Source organism: Limnohabitans sp. 15K (assembly GCF_002778285.1).
Lineage (GTDB): Bacteria > Pseudomonadota > Gammaproteobacteria > Burkholderiales > Burkholderiaceae_C > Limnohabitans_A.
On record NZ_NESM01000001.1, the window covers coordinates 859,662 to 876,545 of the forward strand.

General features: G+C 58.6%; 16 protein-coding genes. 1 reads left to right on the top strand and 15 read right to left on the bottom strand.

Annotated features, from left to right (window positions below):
* Positions 1 to 252: 252 nt before the first annotated feature.
* The 7 genes from hemP to B9Z40_RS04075 are packed head-to-tail and all read right to left on the bottom strand — an operon-like array spanning position 253 to position 6,387.
* Positions 253 to 456, bottom strand: coding sequence for a hemin uptake protein HemP (gene hemP, locus B9Z40_RS04045; RefSeq protein WP_100172004.1), 204 nt, complete (start codon positions 454 to 456; stop codon positions 253 to 255).
* Positions 453 to 866, bottom strand: a complete 414-nt coding sequence (locus B9Z40_RS04050; protein WP_100172005.1) for a biopolymer transporter ExbD — start codon at positions 864 to 866, stop codon at positions 453 to 455. The genes hemP and B9Z40_RS04050 overlap by 4 nt, the downstream gene beginning before the upstream one ends.
* Positions 856 to 1,554 (bottom strand): MotA/TolQ/ExbB proton channel family protein, encoded by a 699-nt coding sequence (locus B9Z40_RS04055; protein ID WP_100172006.1) that lies wholly within the window; start codon positions 1,552 to 1,554, stop codon positions 856 to 858. Before B9Z40_RS04055 ends, B9Z40_RS04050 begins: the two co-directional genes overlap by 11 nt.
* Before the next feature lie 35 nt (positions 1,555 to 1,589).
* Positions 1,590 to 2,300, bottom strand: a complete 711-nt coding sequence (locus tag B9Z40_RS04060) for an energy transducer TonB (RefSeq protein ID WP_100172007.1) — start codon at positions 2,298 to 2,300, stop codon at positions 1,590 to 1,592.
* A 2-nt stretch (positions 2,301 to 2,302) separates the two neighbouring features.
* A complete protein-coding gene (locus B9Z40_RS04065) occupies positions 2,303 to 3,409 on the bottom strand; it encodes an alpha-hydroxy acid oxidase (protein WP_100172901.1) in 1,107 nt (368 codons plus the stop codon).
* Between the two features lie 11 nt (positions 3,410 to 3,420).
* Entirely contained in the window at positions 3,421 to 4,107 is a 687-nt protein-coding gene (locus B9Z40_RS04070; RefSeq protein ID WP_100172008.1) for a Fe2+-dependent dioxygenase, read from the bottom strand.
* Between the two features lie 9 nt (positions 4,108 to 4,116).
* A complete protein-coding gene (locus B9Z40_RS04075; RefSeq protein ID WP_100172009.1) occupies positions 4,117 to 6,387 on the bottom strand; it encodes a TonB-dependent siderophore receptor in 2,271 nt (756 codons plus the stop codon).
* A gap of 910 nt (positions 6,388 to 7,297) precedes the next feature.
* Between B9Z40_RS04075 and B9Z40_RS04080 the strand changes: the two genes are divergently transcribed.
* On the top strand, positions 7,298 to 8,623 hold the full coding sequence (locus B9Z40_RS04080) for an NAD(P)/FAD-dependent oxidoreductase (RefSeq protein WP_100172010.1): 1,326 nt from the start codon (positions 7,298 to 7,300) through the stop codon (positions 8,621 to 8,623).
* A gap of 16 nt (positions 8,624 to 8,639) precedes the next feature.
* On the opposite strand, the gene B9Z40_RS04085 is transcribed toward B9Z40_RS04080, so the two are convergent.
* From B9Z40_RS04085 to B9Z40_RS04120, 8 genes are all read right to left on the bottom strand, one after another.
* Positions 8,640 to 9,440 (bottom strand): SDR family oxidoreductase, encoded by an 801-nt coding sequence (locus tag B9Z40_RS04085; protein WP_100172011.1) that lies wholly within the window; start codon positions 9,438 to 9,440, stop codon positions 8,640 to 8,642.
* An 18-nt stretch (positions 9,441 to 9,458) separates the two neighbouring features.
* Positions 9,459 to 10,358: a DMT family transporter gene (locus B9Z40_RS04090; protein ID WP_100172012.1), complete on the bottom strand. Its 900-nt coding sequence runs from the start codon at positions 10,356 to 10,358 to the stop codon at positions 9,459 to 9,461.
* Positions 10,358 to 11,980 (bottom strand): gamma-glutamyltransferase family protein, encoded by a 1,623-nt coding sequence (locus tag B9Z40_RS04095; protein ID WP_100172013.1) that lies wholly within the window; start codon positions 11,978 to 11,980, stop codon positions 10,358 to 10,360. Before B9Z40_RS04095 ends, B9Z40_RS04090 begins: the two co-directional genes overlap by 1 nt.
* A gap of 1 nt (position 11,981) precedes the next feature.
* A complete protein-coding gene (locus B9Z40_RS04100; RefSeq protein WP_100172014.1) occupies positions 11,982 to 12,956 on the bottom strand; it encodes a tripartite tricarboxylate transporter substrate binding protein in 975 nt (324 codons plus the stop codon).
* Between the two features lie 151 nt (positions 12,957 to 13,107).
* Positions 13,108 to 14,619 (bottom strand): tripartite tricarboxylate transporter permease, encoded by a 1,512-nt coding sequence (locus B9Z40_RS04105; protein ID WP_100172015.1) that lies wholly within the window; start codon positions 14,617 to 14,619, stop codon positions 13,108 to 13,110.
* 13 nt (positions 14,620 to 14,632) lie between these two features.
* Positions 14,633 to 15,121: a tripartite tricarboxylate transporter TctB family protein gene (locus B9Z40_RS04110; protein WP_100172016.1), complete on the bottom strand. Its 489-nt coding sequence runs from the start codon at positions 15,119 to 15,121 to the stop codon at positions 14,633 to 14,635.
* Positions 15,122 to 15,268: 147 nt separating this feature from the next.
* Entirely contained in the window at positions 15,269 to 16,039 is a 771-nt protein-coding gene (locus tag B9Z40_RS04115) for a spermidine synthase (RefSeq protein ID WP_100172017.1), read from the bottom strand.
* 11 nt (positions 16,040 to 16,050) lie between these two features.
* The gene (locus tag B9Z40_RS04120) at positions 16,051 to 16,881 is read right to left on the bottom strand and encodes a TatD family hydrolase (RefSeq protein WP_100172018.1); all 831 of its coding nucleotides are present in this window, start codon (positions 16,879 to 16,881) and stop codon (positions 16,051 to 16,053) included.
* Positions 16,882 to 16,884 lie beyond the last annotated feature (3 nt).

Sequence of the window (16,884 nt, forward strand, 5' to 3'; positions counted from 1 at the left end):
CCAGAAGCAGTCACTCAAATTCAGTCGTCAATATTAGGTCCGCTGACCGGTTTCAGGTGACCAGCTGACACTTGCAAAGCTCTGGATCGCTTCAAGGTGATGACGGTCCGCTTTATATGGGTGCGACCGGGTACTAACGACCCATAGCCGCCCTACAACATTTAACATTGAAAGTAGCTGATTTCTGAATAGGTATTAGGCAATGGCTCTGCGACAAGTATTTTGTGAGTAAAGGAAAGTATCTGACTTCACCTACTTGGTCAAAATCAATTTCCCTTGCCGAGTAGTTTGCAATCGGTAAACCTCGGCTAAATGCCGGATGAGCAGTGACGAATGACCCGCCAGCAGATCACTGCTGTCCACGATGCGCGGGCCGCTTGGGGAACTGCTGCCCTGAATCGGCACGGACTGCACCAGCTTGTCCGTGTGGGCTTGGTCGTCATGGCTGTGGCTCATGGTCGTTTGCCTTCGGTGACAAAACCAATCTTGAGCAGTCCGGCACGCTGGGCAGCGGTCATGGCTTCGGCCACGTATTCATACGGCACTTTTTTGTCACCCCGGATGTACAGCTGAGGTTGGGGCTCTTTGCTGGCTTGTTGCCGCAGTGCAGCTTCCAGCGCGTCCGCCGCAATGGCTTGCTTGCCCAGGAAGAACTGGCCTTGTGCATCCACCGCCAGTTGCAGATTTTCGGGGGGCGTTTTGTCGCGGCTGCTGCTGGCGCGCGGCAGCTCGACCTTGACGGCATGTTGCACCACCGGGATGGTGATCATGAAAATGATCAGCAGGACCAACATGATGTCCACCAAGGGCGTCATGTTGATCTCGCTCATCACCTCATCTTGTTCTTCGCTGGCTTCAAACGACATGTTGGACTCCGCTGTGGGTGACGCGGGTGCCGGTCACATAGTAGGCGTGCAGGTCGTGCGCAAAGCGGTTCATGCGGGCAATGATGAATTTGTTGCCGCGCACCAAAGCGTTGTAGCCCAGCACGGCGGGAATCGCTACGGCCAGGCCCATCGCGGTCATGATGAGGGTCTCGCCGATCGGTCCTGCAATGGCGTCGATGCTGGCATTGCCGTTGGCACCAATGGACACCAGCGCGTGGTAGATGCCCCAGACCGTGCCGAACAAACCCACAAATGGCGCGGTAGACCCAATGGACGCCAGGATGGCCAGGCCGTTTTGCAGGCGGCTGGTGTTGTCGTCAATACAGTTGCGCAGACTGCGCGTGACCCAGTCGCTGATGTCCAGACGGTCGTGCAACTGTTTTTGTGCCGCCTGGTGGTGTTCGGTGGCCTCTTGCCCCACTTGGGCCAGGGTGTGGAACATGTTCTCCGGGCGTTGGCTGAGCACGGCCAAGCCTTCGGCCAGACTGGTGGTGTGCCAGAACTGTTCGCTGCCCAAGGCGCTTTGTTTGTGCTTCCAGACGTCCAGCGCCTTGAGCACGATGACGATCCAGCTGATGACCGACATGCCCACCAAGGCGATGAGGAGCAAGCGGGTGACGGCGTCACCTTGGGTCCAGATGTGGGACAGACCGAAAGAAGTGGGCATGAAAAATTCTCCTGAAAAGTGAATGAGGAACCGGATCAGTCCAACAAGAAACGGATCGGGACGTTGAACCACATGGCTTCGGCAACGCCAGCGCGTTTGCCGGGCACATAACGCCAGCGTTGAACGGTGGCGAGCGCCGCGTCGTCCAGGCGGCTGTAACCGCTGGAAGTCCGGATTTCCGCTTTCTCTGCGCGGCCTTCGGTGTTGATGAACGCGCGCACAAGCACCGTGCCTTGCTCGCCCATGCGGCGGCTCATGCTCGGATAGGTGGGTGTGGGGTTGTTGAGGTAGTCCGCATCACTGGACGGCAAGACCACGGCCGCAGTTGCGGTGGGTGGGGCGGGACGTGGGTTGCCTGTGGCAGTTGCAGTTGCAGCAGGTGCAGAAGCAGGCAAGGCGGGTGCAGTGGTGCTGTTTGTGGCTGGGGTCGTGACCGGAACCGCGACGGGCGTTGGAATCAACGCAGGAGTGACTTGCGGTGGTGTTGGCGTGCGCGCTTGGGGCGGCGCTTTGGGCAGCACGGACTGCGTCACCGGGTTGGGCGGTACGGGCATTTCCATGACCACGCTGGCCATGATGGTTTGTTCGGTGTCGCCTCCGGGGGCTACCGTGCCCAGCAGTCCGGTGCTGGCCAGCCAGATCACACTGCCATGGCCCAGCAAAACCGCAGCAGTCACACGCAAGGTTCGGTGCTTGTGATGGGGCAAAGGGCTTGGTAGCTTGGACGTCAAAGGCATGTCTGGCATGTTCAAAGGGGATCGAGCGCTTGCAGATGGCCCCGGTGGATGGCCTGCGGGGTCGGGCAGCCACACAAGGCCAGGGTCATTTCAAATTCATCGCGCAACAGCCGCAGCACATGGGCCGCACCCCGGGCCCCGGCATGGGCCAGCCCATACAGCGCGGGGCGTCCGATCAATGCGGCATCCGCGCCCAGGGCCAAAGCTTTGAACACATCGGTGCCACGGCGGATGCCACCGTCCACCAACACGGCGCCGCCATGGGGTTGGCTGTGCACGACGTCGACAATGGCGGGGAGCAGTTCGGCCGTGGCGGGCAGGGTGTCGAGGACGCGGCCACCATGGTTGCTCACGACCACGCCGGAAGCGCCGATGGCCATGGCTTGGCGGGCATCTTCGGGGTGGGTGATGCCCTTGAGCAGCACGGGCAATCGGGTCTGGCCGATCAGCCATTGCACATCTGCCCAAGTGGGGGCGACAGCTGCCAAGCCTGCGCAAAGGCCCACCTTAGCGGTATGGCTGGCAGCGAGGATGTTTAGGGGGGCAGGCCAGTGCGGGGTTTGGATGCCCTCTGGCAAGGCCATGCCGTGGTGGCGTTCGCGGTCGCGCACACCATGCACCGGCGCATCCACCGTGAGGACAAGAGCTTCGTAGCCTGCGGACTCGACTTGCTGGAGCAAATCGCGCATGGCGCCTCGGTCTGTCAGCCAGTACAGCTGAAACCAGAGCGGGCCACGGTCTTTTTCTGAAGCGATCAAAGAGGCGACTTTATTCAACGGGGTGTTGGTTTGGTGCGAAAGCACAAAGCCACAACCCTGTGCAGCAGCTGCCAGTGCCATGCCCGATTCACCTTCGTGATGCGCCCAGCGTTGATGGGCCATGGGGGCGACCAGCAAGGGCATGGGCCATGTCTTGCCCAGCAAGTTGCAACGGGTGTGACCGCCGCGCAGGTCTTGCAGCACACGGGGCGCCAGCCCCTGGCTTTGCCAGGCCAGGACATTGCGGCGCAGGCTGATTTCGTCGGCCGCACCACCGCTGAAGTAAGCCCAGGCAGACGCTGACATCACCGCTTGTGCAGCGTGTTCGTGGTCTTGCAGAGTGACGATGGGCGTGGTCATGGCCAAGGGGCTCAGGTGTTGGCCCACTGGCGCAGCAGGTTGTGATAGACCCCGGTCAGGGCGGTGGTCTCTGCGGTCTCGCCCAGTTGCGCGCGCAGCTTGAGCAGGTTCATGTCAAGGTCAAACAAAATGCGGCGCTGTTCGCCTGAGCGCACCATGCTTTCGATCCAGAAGAAGCTGGCCACGCGCGTGCCTTGGGTGACGGGCGTGACCTGGTGCACGCTGGTGCCTGGGTAGAGCACGGCGTCACCCGCTGCGAGCTTGATGCCCCGATGGCCATCCGTGTCTTGCACCTGCAATTCACCGCCTTCATAGTCCGCAGGATCGGACAGGAACACGGTGCACGACACGTCGGTGCGCACCCATTCCTGGGTCGCGCCTGAACGCAGCACGGCACCATCGACGTGCGGGCCGTAAAAGTTGCTCTCACCGCTGTAGCGGTTGAAGAGCGGGTTGAAAATCCGGCGTGGCAGCGCTGCTGATAAGAACAAGGGGTCACGCTGAAGTGCGCCCAGGATCAGCACTTGCAGCGTGTGCGCCGCAGCGCTGCCTTGCGACAGTTGCTGGTTGTTCTTTTGCGTGACGGCTTGCCCGCCCGCGCTGCTGCGCCCATCGATCCAGGGGGCATCCTCGCCCAGCAAGGACTGTGCGGTGCGAAGCTCCTCCGGGGTCAACAGGTTTTTGAGTTGCAGCAACATGGGGTGACCTTAGAACAGGGCCTTGAGACTCAGCTCGATGCGACGCGGTGCGCCAGGAATGTAGAAGGACGAATAAACCTGGTCGATGTAGAGCTTGTTCGTCAGATTGGAGACGTTGAGCTTGAGCACCGTGTTTTCCGACAGGGTGTGCTCGACCATGGCATCCACCGTGGTGAACGCCGCTGTGGTGATGGTGGAATTGATCAAGGGGGTCTGTTTGCCACGGTAGTTCACACCGGCACCCACGCGCCACATCGGTGCCACACGGTAGGTATTCCACAGACTGGCGCTGTGTTCGGGGGTCAAGCCAGGGCGGTCGCCTTGCTTCATGTTGCCGGTGGCGCTGCTCACGTCGATGCGTGCCGTTGGAATCCAGGTGTGGTTGTAGAACATCTCCCACGCCGCCGAGAGGCGACCTGCAAAGTTGAACTCCATGCCCGTGGCATGGCGTTTGCCGGACAACAGGTACTGGTTGGTGGCCGAGTCCACGTCGGTGTTGCGTTCGTTGTATTTTTCGGAATGGAACAAGGCCAGACCCAGCAGGGATTTACCCTCAAACAGCTCCCACTTGCCACCGACTTCAAGGTTGCGGCTTTGCTCGGGCGCTGTGTTGAGGGTGGTCAAGTTGGCATTGGCCACGGTGTTCCCGTTTTGGGTGATGGTGGGGCTCAACTGCGTTCCAACGCCATACAGGTAGGTGTCGCCCGAGGTGTTGTACGAGGTGCCCCAGGAGGTGTAGTAGGTGGTGCTGGGGTTGGGTTGCCACAGTGCGCCCACGCGGGGGCTGGCCAGTGTTTTGTCCAAGCCCACGCGATAGCCTTGTGCGTCGGTGTAGTTCGTCGAAAAATGCTCCACGCGCAAACCGCCTTGCAGTTTGACTTCATCGGTCAGCTGCACCGTGTCTTGCGCATAAACCCCCAGGTTCTCGGATTTGAACGACATGGTGGGCACCAGGATGCGGTTGTCGTTGATGCCCAGCCCGTTGTTGGGCGTGCCCACATGGGTTTCCGCATAGGGCGTGGGCAGTCCTGTGGTTGCGCTGTTGTTGCGACGCGCTTGTTCGTGGTTGTAATCGAGCCCGGTGATCAGGCTGTGCTGACGGCCCAGCCATTGGAACTTGCTTGAGTAGTCGCTTTGCGCCTGCAAGACATCGCTGTCGCCATAGCGGGCTTTGGGATTGCGGCTCAGAACGGTGTTGCCGTCCAATCCCGAAAGTGTGGTCAGGTTTTTGAAACCCACCTGAGTCCCCAGCAGGTCGCGGCTGTAACGGCCCATGCGGACCGTGGTCTTGAGTTCGCTGTCCTGGTCAAACCGGTGTTTGTGCGCGAGGGTGCCGTAAGTGGTTTCTGTGCGCAGGTGGTCACTGGCCATGCCATAGAAATTCTTCGCGTCCAGAACTGGCACCAGTGTGCCTGTCGTGTTTGCCCCCCCGTTGCGCGGTCCCGCATTCACAGTGGTGCCGTTGTCCACCATCCATGGATGGCTGTACAAAGGGCGGCCATCGGTTTCCAGGTGATAAAGGCTGGCCGTGAACTCGTCACGCCCGCCGCCCCCCCAGCGGTAACCCAGGGCAGCGCCTTTCTTGTCAACAGAAGCACCCCAGTTGTCGGCTTTGTGGGCCATGGCGTTGATGCGCAGGGCCGAGTCTTCGCCAGTTTGTTTGTTGAAGTCGCCCGTGATGCGACGCGAATTGCCGTTGCCCACGGTGACGTTGACCTCGTTTTGATCCATGAGGAACGGTTGTTTGTTGACCTGATTGACCACGCCGCCTGTGGAGCCTTTGCCAAACAGCATGGAGGCAGAACCCTTGAGCACTTCCACCCGGTCCAGGTTGAAGGTGTCGCGTTCTATCAGGGGCGCGTCGCGCAGGCCGTCCACGTAAATGTCGCCAGCTTGCTGGAGCGAAAAACCACGCATGCGCACGTCTTCTTCACCGGTTTCGCCCGCCAAAAAGGTCACGCCTGAGGTGGTTTTGAGGACCTCACGCAAATCGTCCAGGTTGCGATCGCTCATGAGTTTTTCCGTCATGACGGTGACGGTCTGTGGAATGTCTTTCAATGCTTGATCGCCTTTGGCGATGCCGCTTTTCTTGACCAGCAGACCTTCTTTGGACGCCGTGGGCGATTCCAGTTTGTCTTTGACTGTGACGGTTTTGAGGGTTTTCTCGCCAGCTTCCTGCGCCTGGGCTTGCTGCACAGTGCCAAGTGAACCGAGGAGCATCAGCGCGGCGAGGGGCAGGAATGTGGCCGGTTGCTGTGCGTGCTTGTTTATTTGATTCATGGTGATGTAATTCCATTGAGAAAAGCGAAAAATGACAAACGGTGTTTGCCGTCGTCTTCAATGGCTGGCTATCACCAACCGAGCGGTGCTCGATGCGAATGGCTGGCTGTATGGAGAGCTCCCACTACATTCCACTGAAGGTGGGGCGGTTTTGGGACTTACCGTAAACCGAAATAAAGTATATATCAAATGCGAATCATTCGCATTTGATGGCGATAAAAGTTCAAAATTTACATTGGGTGATCGATTGCACCAACCTACCCTGCTGAGAAAAAACGCCCAGCCAACAGGTATGAACCTATATGAAACCACTGCATATAGGCATCAAGGAGCAAGTCCATGCTGCTAACAACACCTCATCTTCGAACCCACAGGCTGGAAAAATACTCGCCGATCGTTGGGTGTGTTCAGTCGCACGCCTTCGGCGCTGGAATTGCTCCGTGGTGCAGGACTACATAGCGAGCCGCGCGTAAGCATCGCGTAACAGGGCTATGCCGCTTTAACTCACCTTGTGAGGATGAGGGTTCGCTCGCTTTCAAATGTCCAAAATGAGCCGTCTATTGCTGGTCACATGTTCGCCGCGATGGTCTGCTTACAGCCTAAAGAAGACCCTCGAACATCTAACTCTTAGTGACTCTGCAATACAGAGACAAACCAGCCGAAATGGCCCATCAGCCATTGCAGCACTTCAGACCCGGCCATTGAACAACATCAAAACGTGCCGGTTTATGCCCCACCATCTGTCAACACGTTCTTTCCCGTTTTCATAGAAATTCTGGACACCCCAGGCATTGCCTTTGTTTTTTCACTCAAAATGATAGAAACTATTTTTCATTGAATGTTTCTTAGCGATGGCTTTGCAGCGTTTGAATGGGCGAACTGAACTGATAGCTAAAACGCGGGCTGAACGATGAACAAACAACACAAAATCGTCATAGTGGGTGGCGGCGCTGGGGGTCTGGAACTCGCGACCCGGTTGGGGCACGCCTATGGCCGCAACAAGCGTGCACTTGTCACCTTGGTCGACAAAAACCGCACGCACATTTGGAAACCCAAACTGCATGAAATTGCATCGGGCAGCATGGACCTGGGCGACCACGAAGTGGATTACATGGCCCAAGCCCATTGGCATCACTTTACTTTTCGCATCGGTGAGCTCACGGGACTTGACCGGTCTCAAAAAACCATTGAGCTCGCACCTTATTTGGATGAGGCTGGCGTCGCTGTCACACCCACCCAGCGGATCAGCTACGACACGCTGGTGATTTGCATCGGCAGCTTGAGCAACGACTTTGGCACCCAGGGCGTCAAAGAATACGCCCTGAAGTTGGAAACGCAACACGACGCCAAGTCATTTCATTCCAAGATGGTCAATGCGTGTATCCGCGCGCACAACCAGTTGGATGTCATCCACAAACGTCAATTGCATGTGGCCATCATCGGCGCGGGCGCCACGGGCGTCGAGTTGGCCGCAGAACTGCACCGCACCACGCGCGAGGTGGTGGCATTTGGCTTGGACCGTATTGATGTGGACAAGGACATCAAAGTCAGCTTGATCGAGGCGGCCGATCGAATCTTGCCGGCTTTACAGCCTCGCATGTCCCAAGCCACAGAGAAACTCATCTCCCATTTGGGTGTCCAAGTACTCACCAGTTCCAAGGTGATGGAGGTCACGCCCACCGGCATTCGCTTGGCCGATGGACGCGAGATCGAATCTGAGCTGGTGGTGTGGGCCGCAGGCGTGAAAGCCCCTGATTTTTTGAAAGACTTCAGCGGTCTTGAAACCAACCGCATCAACCAGTTGGTCGTCTTCGATACCCTGCAAACCACGCGCGACCCCGATGTATTTGCTTTGGGTGATTGCGCCGCTTGCCCCTGCTCCGATGCCGATGGCGGACGGGCTGGCTTTGTGCCGCCGCGTGCGCAAGCAGCGCATCAACAGGCTTCGCACATGTTGCAGCAAATCAAACGCCGCATGGCCCATCAGCCGCTTCAAGCTTACCGCTACAGAGACTTTGGCTCGCTGGTGTCGCTGGGCAAGTTCAGCACGGTTGGCAACATGATGGGCGGCTTGACAGGCAAGAGTTTGATGATCGAAGGTTATTTTGCCAAGCTCATGTACATGTCTTTGTACAAATTGCATGAGCTGGCCATTCACGGCCTCATCAAAACCACACTCTTTACCCTGTCACGCCTGATCACCAAACAAACCAACCCAACAGTGAAGCTGCATTGAGCCCCACTGCCCAGAGTCAATACGTGCCCGGATAAGCCCCACCATCGGCCAGCACGTTTTGGCCTGTCATGTAGGCCGCGTGCTGGCTGCACAAGAAGGCGCAGATCGCCCCAAACTCTTGCGGGTTGCCGTAGCGCCCAGCCGGGATTTGCGCTTGCTGGATGGCGCGCATTTCTTCCACCGTCTTGCCCTGCTTTTGCGCCATCGCGGGCAGCGTGGAGCGGATGCGGTCGGTGTCGAACTTGCCGGGCAGCAGGTTGTTGATGGTGACGCCCTGGCCCGCAATCTTGCTGCGCGATGTGCCGGCCACAAAACCAGTCAGGCCACTGCGGGCGCCATTAGACAAGCCCAAAACGTCGATGGGGGACTTCACCGAACTGGAGGTGATGTTCACAATGCGGCCAAAACCGCGAGCGGCCATGCCGTCCACCGTGGCTTTGATCAGCTCGATGGGTGTGAGCATGTTGGCGTCGATGGCCTTGATCCAGGCCTCGCGGTCCCAGTCGCGGAAGTCGCCTGGGGGTGGGCCACCTGCGTTGGTGACCACGATGTCGTAGTCTTTGCCGGGGCCACCCGCCACGTTCCAGATTGCTTCGCGGCCAGCTTCGCTGGTGATGTCTTGCGCTACGGCGATCAATTGCACTTGACCAGCGGTTTCTGCACGCAAGTCGTCCACGGCTTTGTTCAGCACTTCGGCGCCGCGCGCCACCATGACCACGTTCACGCCTTCAAGGGCCAAAGCCCGTGCGCAACCCCAGCCCAAGCCTTTGCTCGCGCCACCCACCAATGCCCATTTGCCTTTGATACCCAGATCCATTTTTTTCTCCAGTTAATTTCAAACTTTGGGTGAACGTGTCACCCAGAAAACGCCCGACAGCACCAACACGGTGCCGCCCACAATCCACACATTAAAAGGTTCGCCCAAAATGAAAACGCCCATGAACAGCGTGGACATGGGGCCAATCATGCCCGTTTGAGCCGTCAATCCGGCACCGATGCGCTCGATCGCCATCATGACCAGCACCACGGGCACAGCGGTGCAAGCGGTGGCATTGAGCAAGGACAACCAAAGCACGGGTTCGGCCACCTGTGCCGTTTCCAGTGGGCGCAGTATCGCAAACTGGGCAATGCAAAACACACAAGCCACCGAAGTGGCCCAGCCCGCCAAACGCAAAGACCCCAAACGCTGCACCATCTGGCCGCTGTAGCTGAGGTAAAGCGCATAACTGACGGCGCTGGCCAGCACCAGCGCTGCGCCCAGTGCGGCGTTCTTGCCGTCCAATGCCGCCTCGTGGCCAAACACCAGCAACACGCCGGCATAACTGATGAGCATGCCAACCCCTTGGCGGTAGCTGATTTTGCGGCCGTACAACAACCAGCCCAGCACCAGCACCAGCGTGGGGTTGAGGTAAAGAATCAAGCGTTCCAGTGACGCGCTGATGTATTCCAGTCCCCAAAAATCGAGGAACGAAGCCAAGTAATAACCACAAAAGCCCAGCCCCACAATGCCCAACCAGTCACGCCCGGCGATGCGCGGCTTGCCGCGCCCAGCCCACCAGGCCATGAGCAAAAACAGGGGCAACGCAAACAGCATGCGCAACATGACCAGCGTGACGGCATCCACGCCGTAGCGGTAAGCCAGCTTGACGATGATGGCTTTGCCCGAAAAAGCGATCGATCCAGCCACGGCCAAGAGCAGGCCGGCCGTGACTTGAGGCGATCGCGCAGTCGTCATCAAAAGCCCACGGCCTGGCCATCGCGGCGCGGGTCGCTGGCGGCTTGGTAGCCCTCCACACCTGGATCACCCATGCGCCAGATGAACTGGCCTGCACCAAAGTCTTGGTACGAGTCGTTGATGATGTCGAGCTGGTGGCCACGGGCGATCAACTCTTGCACGGTGCCGCCATTCATCGCAGCTTCAACGTTGATGTTCAGACCCGTGTTGAAGCGCCAGCGCGGCGCATCGCAAGCCGCTTGAGGGTTCTGGCCGTAGTCAAGCATGCGGACCAGGGTTTGCATGTGGCCTTGAGGCTGCATGTTGCCGCCCATCACGCCGTAGCTCATGACCGGCTGGCCGTCTTTGGTGACAAAGGCCGGAATGATGGTCTGGAAGGGACGCTTGCCCGGCAGGACCAGGTTGGCGGGGTTTTGGCCTTGCAGGTCGGTGCTGAAGCCATGACCGCGGTTTTGCAAACTGATGCCGTAAGTGGGTTCCACCACACCGGAACCAAAGCCCATGTAGTTGCTCTGGATGAAACTGATCATCATGCCGTTTTCATCGGCGGCCGTGAGGTAAATCGTGCCGCCCTTGACCGGATTGCCGGCCTTGAAGTCTTGCGCCTTTTTCATGTCGATCAGCTTGGCGCGGCTGGCGAGATAAGCCGGGTCCAGCATTTGCTCGGGCGGCAGCTCCATGAAGCGCGGATCGGCCACGTAGCGGTAAGTGTCGGCAAAGGCGAGTTTCATGGCCTCGATCTGCAGGTGCTGCGAATCTGCGCTGTCCACTTTGTGGCTGGCCATGTCGAAGTTAGACAAGATGCCCAAGGCGATGAGCGCGGCGATGCCTTGGCCGTTGGGTGGGATCTCGTGCAGGGTGTAGCCCCGGTAGTCTTGCGCCATGGGCTTGACCCACTCGGGCTTGAAGTCGGCCAGGTCTTTGGCGGTGATGCTGCCGCCGTTTTCTTTGGCGAACTTTTCAATGGCTTCGGCGATCTCGCCGCCATAAAGCGCTTGGCCTTTGGTGGCGGCAATGGCCCTGAGGCCTCGCGCCGCGTTCTTGAACTGGAACAACTCGCCCACTTGCGGCGCACGGCCCCATGGCAAAAAGCTTTGTGCAAAACCGGGCTGCGACTGCAGCTCGGGTGTGGCAGCAGCCCATTTTTGCTGCACCACCACCGGGATCAAATAACCACGCTCAGCCACCTCAATGGCGGGCTCCATCAAGTCGGCAAAGGGCAGCTTGCCAAATCGGTCGCTCAGGGCCACCCAACCGGCCACGGCACCCGGCACAGTGACCGAGTCAAAACCGCGCTTGGGCGGTGTTTTGGTCTCAGCACCGTATTTGCGGTGAAAGTATTCGGGGGTCCAGGTGGCAGGGGCCGGGCCAGACGAGTTGAGGCCATGCAGCTCTTTGCCGTCCCAGAGGATGGCGAAGGCGTCCGAACCCAAACCGCAGCTCACGGGCTCGGTCAGGGTGATGACGGCGGCAGCGGCGATGGCGGCGTCCACCGCATTGCCACCCTTGAGCATCATGCGCAAGCCAGCTTGCGCGGCCAGTGGGTGCGAGGTGGACACCACATTGCGTGCAAACAGGGGCAAGCGGGTGCTGGTGTAGGGAAACTGGTAATCGAAGTTCATGTCAATCCAATGTGATCTTGCGTTCAGTGATGGTTTTTTTCCATTTGGCCGACTCTTTGGCCAGCATGTTGCCAAATTGGACGGGTGTTCCCCCCACAGGCTCAATGCCAAAGCGTTGCAGCTTGTCAATGACTTCAGGGTCTTGCAGCACCTGGTTGGCGGCGGTGTTGACGCGGCTCACCACATCCGCAGGCAAACCTTTGGGTCCAAACAGGCCAAACCAAGTGTTGGATTCGTAGCCGGGCAACACATCGGCAATCGGTGGCACGCCGGGCGCCAGGGCTGTCGGCTTGAGGGTGGTCACACCCAAAGCACGCAAACGGCCGTCGCGCACATGGGGCAAGCCTGTAGGCAAGCTGTCAAACAGCACATCCACCTTGCCGCTGACCAGATCGGGAATGGCCAGGGCCGTGCCTTTGTAGGGAATGTGAACGACAAACAACTCGGCTTGCGCTTTGAACAGTTCAGCTGTCAATTGCACGATGGTGCCATTGCCGCTCGAGGCGTAGTTCAAACGCCCCGGGTTCTTCTTGGCGTAGTCGATCCATTCCTTGATGGTTTTGGCGGGAGAGCTGTTGGGCACTAGCATGATGCTGGGTGCGTTGCCCACCTGGCTGATGGGCGTGAAGTCTTTCACCGCGTCATAGGGCATGCGGGGGTTGAGGTTGGGGCCAATCGAGTGTGTACTCGAGGTCGCCAGCAGCAAGGTGTAGCCATCGGCTTGGGCCTTGGCCACCAAGTCTGAGCCCAAGGTGCCGCCTGCGCCGGGGCGGTTTTCAACCACCAACGTTGTGCCCATTTTTTCGCTGAGCTTTTGCGACAAAGTCCGCGCAAACAAGTCGGTTGCTCCGCCTGCGGGAAAGGGCACGATCAAGCGCACAGGCTTGGTCGGATAAGTCTGGGCTTGTGCAGGGCTGAAGGCCCCCACGCTGGCAAACAGCCAGCACAAAGCTTGCATCAGGTGTCGTTTGTTCATTTTTTCTCGCTTTCACTCAAGCGCCATGGATTCAACCGGAGATTTTGGCAGAGCAGCCCGCCATGAACCGCTCACGGGTGACAACGGTCTTGGCCGCACCAAGGAAAACGGCCCCCGAAGAGGCCGTTGGATGCGTTGAGAGCTGCGCCGATCAGTCTTCGACGAAAGCTTCTTCGCGCTTGGACTTGATGGATGGCAAGGTCACAATGATCAACAGAACCACCGCCGCTGCCAACAAGCTGGCCGACAAGGGACGCGTCACAAACACGCTCCAGTCACCGCGTGACAACAGCATGGCACGGCGCAGGTTTTCTTCCATCATCGGGCCCAAGATGAAACCCAGCAACAAAGGCGCAGGTTCCATGCCCAGCTTGATGAAGCCGTAACCAATCACACCAAACATGGCCACCATCCAGATGTCGAAGGTGTTGTTGTTGGTCGAATACACACCGATCGCACAGAACAACACGATGGCGGGGAACAACCAACGGTAAGGCACCGACAGCAACTTGATCCAGATGCCAATCAAAGGCAGGTTCAAGATGATGAGCATGGCGTTACCGATCCACATCGAAGCGATCAAGCCCCAGAACAACTCGGGGTTGCTCGTCATGACCTGAGGGCCGGGCTGGATGTTATGGATTGTCATCGCACCGACCATCAAAGCCATCACGGCGTTGGGTGGAATGCCCAGCGTCAGCAAAGGAATGAAGGAAGTTTGCGAAGCCGAGTTGTTGGCCGACTCAGGCGACGCCACACCGCGGATGTTGCCTTGACCGAAAGGCACTTCACCAGGCTGCAACTTGGTTTTCTTTTCAATGGTGTAAGCCGCAAAAGCCGCCAACAGTGCGCCGCCGCCAGGCAAGATGCCCAAAGCAGAACCCAAGAAAGTACCGCGCAATACAGCGGGAATCATGCGCTTGAAGTCTTCTCCGGTAGGCAGCAAACCCGTCACTTTGGCCGTGAAGACTTCGCGGTCTTCTTCAGGCTTGGACAGGTTGGAGATGATCTCGCCATAACCGAACACGCCCATGGCGATCACGATGAAGCCGACGCCGTCGGTCAACTCAGGAATGTCGAAGCTGAAACGCGCCACGCCGGAGTTCACGTCCGTGCCGATCAGGCCCATCAACAAGCCCAACACGATCATGCCGACCGCTTTGATCAGGGAGCCCGATGCCAGCACAACCGCACCAATGAGGCCCAAGACCATCAAGGAGAAGTATTCAGCAGGACCGAACTTGAAAGCCACTTCGGTCAAGGGGCCTGCGAAAGCCGCCAAGATCAAGGTGCCGACGCAACCGGCGAAGAACGAGCCCAAACCAGCTGCCGCCAAAGCGGGACCCGCACGACCTTTTCGGGCCATCTGGTAACCGTCGATCATGGTCACGACCGACGAAGCTTCGCCGGGCAAGTTGACCAAAATCGCGGTGGTCGAGCCACCGTATTGCGCGCCGTAGTAAATACCGGCCAACATGATCAGCGCAGCCACAGGGGGCAGCGCATAGGTAGCGGGCAAGAGCATGGCGATGGTGGCCACAGGGCCGACACCGGGGAGCACGCCAATCAAGGTGCCCAACAAGCAGCCAATGAACGCGTAAATCAGGTTTTGAAAGGTGAATGCCACCCCAAAACCGAGTGCAAGGTTGTCAAACAGTTCCATGAATTATTTCTCCTCAACCGGTGATGAAGGTGGGCCAAACGGGGAACTGCAGCTTGAGCAGCAACACGAAAGCGCCGTAACAGCCGATCGACAGGATCGTTGCCAAAATCAAGACTTCTTTGAGCTTGAAGGTTTCACCCGCCATGCTGACCACCAAGGTGGTGCCAAAGATCGCCACGATCAAACCCATTGCGGGCAGACCCCAACTGGGCAGGCCACCCAACAAAATGCCGAACAAAACGTTGCCGGCGATGATGAAAATCAGGGGCTTCCAGGCCCATGAGCCAATCTTGTCACCGTCTTGGGTCTCGACCGTCAAGGACTTGAACATGACGAAGGCCCCGATGATGGCCAACAAAATGCCCAGCAACAAGGGAAAGTAGCCAGGCCCCATACGGGCACCGGTACCTACCGTGTAGTTGGTGGCCCCGTAGGCGAAGGCTGCACCGGTCACTGTGTAAAACAGTCCGGAAAAAAAGTCTTTCTGACTCTTGATGTTCACGAGATATCTCCTCTGGTTTGAGTTGACGAGATTCTGCGTGAACAATCCGGTTTTGTGGATGTGGGTTACACCTATGTTTTGAAGGTCAAAAACACATGGTTTACCCTAGGTCTTGGTATTCCAAACGGGCTTCGGGCTGCGCAACACTCACTTGACCAAGGGCTTGAACACCTTGGGCCACAAAGAAGCAGGCCACCCCCATTGGGCTTGCAACGCAGCCACGGACTGGGCCATGTCTTCGCGCGAAGGCCTGCTGGCCGTGCGCTGCGCCAACACAATGGCATTGCCTTCTCGTGTGGGCTTAAAAGCCCAGACGGCGTCTTCGCCAAAAGCGGCACAAATCTTTTCCACGCTTTCGGCATAACTGGACGAACGGCCAAACAGGTTGACGGTCATGCAGCCTTGGAGGGTCAACAGCTCACGGCAGTGGCGGTAAAAATCGGGCGTGTCCAGCACCGGGGCTGCGGCTTCTTCGTCGTACAAGTCCACTTGGAGTGCATCGACCGTGCCGCGCCATTCGTCTTTTTGGATTTCCAGCGACGCATCGGCGAGCACCACGCGCAAGCGTTCATCGTCGGGTGGCAAACGAAACCAGCCCCGGCAGGCATGCAGCACGCCAGGGTTCAACTCCACCGCAGTGCAGGTCATTTTGAGTTTTTTATAGCAAAACTTGGTGATGGTGCCGGCACCCAAACCCAGTTGCATCGCGTGCGCACCCTTGACCTCACCAGGCGGAAAGAACAAGAGCCAAGCAAACATGCGCTGCACATACTCCAGCTCAATGTCGAAGGGTCGGTCCAGAAACATCGAGCCCTGAATCCACTCGGTGCCCAGATGCAGGTAACGAATCTCACCGTCTTCGGAAAAATTGACTTCCGGCAGTTCGGGGCTGGGCGCAGAGGATTTTTTTCGGATCATGGGGCGTGATGTTACAGAGGCCGTGGGGCAAGCTTGGGCAGCACACGGCAGGCATTGGCGCTGGAGGCTTGGGCCAAGTCGGACAAAGGGATGCCCCGCAAGTCAGCCAACACCTGCGCGATGCGCGGCAGCTCGGCCGGGCTGTTGCGACCCTGAGCAGCCCCTTGTGCCCGCTGCTCTGCGGTTTGGTAAAGCCACTGAGGCGGAATATCGGGGGCATCGGTCTCCAGCACCAAAGCGCTCAGGGGCAACTCGCAGGCCAGGCGACGCAGCTGCAAAGAGCGCTCGTAAGTCAAGGTACCGCCAAAGCCCAAGGCAAAACCCATGTCGACAAAGGCCAGCGCTTGCTGGGCGCTGCCATTGAAGGCGTGCGCAATGCCTGAAGAGATGCGGCACTGGCGCAAGCCTTTGAGCAAGAGGTCGGCAGAGCGGCGCACATGCAAGATCACGGGCAAACCATGCTTTTGGGCCAACGTCAGTTGCGCGGTGTAAAACAACCATTGCCTCTCGCGCATGTGGGGCGTGCACAGCTCGGGTACAAAAAAGTCCAGCCCGATCTCACCCACGGCGACCAAGCGCGGGTCATCACGACGCTCGTTCAAGGCGTGGTCCAGCGCCAGCAGGTCCGCTTCTTGCGCCTGCGGCACATACAAAGGGTGGATGCCCAAGGCGTAGGCGTCGCCATGCCGTTCGGCCAACTGCGCCACTTGCGGCCAGTGGACGGCGTGCACCGCAGGGATCACGCAGTGCGTCACACCTGCAGCCCGTGCCGTGTGGCGCACCGCGTCGCGGTCGGCATCAAACTCGGCCGCGTCCAGGTGACAGTGCGTGTCGATCCACATGCT

Coding starts and splice junctions, on each gene's coding strand:
- hemP (WP_100172004.1), bottom strand. CDS start 456: ATGAGCCACAGCCATGACGACCAAGCCCACACGGACAAGCTGGTGCAG.
- B9Z40_RS04050 (WP_100172005.1), bottom strand. CDS start 866: ATGTCGTTTGAAGCCAGCGAAGAACAAGATGAGGTGATGAGCGAGATC.
- B9Z40_RS04055 (WP_100172006.1), bottom strand. CDS start 1,554: ATGCCCACTTCTTTCGGTCTGTCCCACATCTGGACCCAAGGTGACGCC.
- B9Z40_RS04060 (WP_100172007.1), bottom strand. CDS start 2,300: ATGCCAGACATGCCTTTGACGTCCAAGCTACCAAGCCCTTTGCCCCAT.
- B9Z40_RS04065 (WP_100172901.1), bottom strand. CDS start 3,409: ATGACCACGCCCATCGTCACTCTGCAAGACCACGAACACGCTGCACAA.
- B9Z40_RS04070 (WP_100172008.1), bottom strand. CDS start 4,107: ATGTTGCTGCAACTCAAAAACCTGTTGACCCCGGAGGAGCTTCGCACC.
- B9Z40_RS04075 (WP_100172009.1), bottom strand. CDS start 6,387: ATGAATCAAATAAACAAGCACGCACAGCAACCGGCCACATTCCTGCCC.
- B9Z40_RS04080 (WP_100172010.1), top strand. CDS start 7,298: ATGAACAAACAACACAAAATCGTCATAGTGGGTGGCGGCGCTGGGGGT.
- B9Z40_RS04085 (WP_100172011.1), bottom strand. CDS start 9,440: ATGGATCTGGGTATCAAAGGCAAATGGGCATTGGTGGGTGGCGCGAGC.
- B9Z40_RS04090 (WP_100172012.1), bottom strand. CDS start 10,358: ATGACGACTGCGCGATCGCCTCAAGTCACGGCCGGCCTGCTCTTGGCC.
- B9Z40_RS04095 (WP_100172013.1), bottom strand. CDS start 11,980: ATGAACTTCGATTACCAGTTTCCCTACACCAGCACCCGCTTGCCCCTG.
- B9Z40_RS04100 (WP_100172014.1), bottom strand. CDS start 12,956: ATGAACAAACGACACCTGATGCAAGCTTTGTGCTGGCTGTTTGCCAGC.
- B9Z40_RS04105 (WP_100172015.1), bottom strand. CDS start 14,619: ATGGAACTGTTTGACAACCTTGCACTCGGTTTTGGGGTGGCATTCACC.
- B9Z40_RS04115 (WP_100172017.1), bottom strand. CDS start 16,039: ATGATCCGAAAAAAATCCTCTGCGCCCAGCCCCGAACTGCCGGAAGTC.
- B9Z40_RS04120 (WP_100172018.1), bottom strand. CDS start 16,881: ATGTGGATCGACACGCACTGTCACCTGGACGCGGCCGAGTTTGATGCC.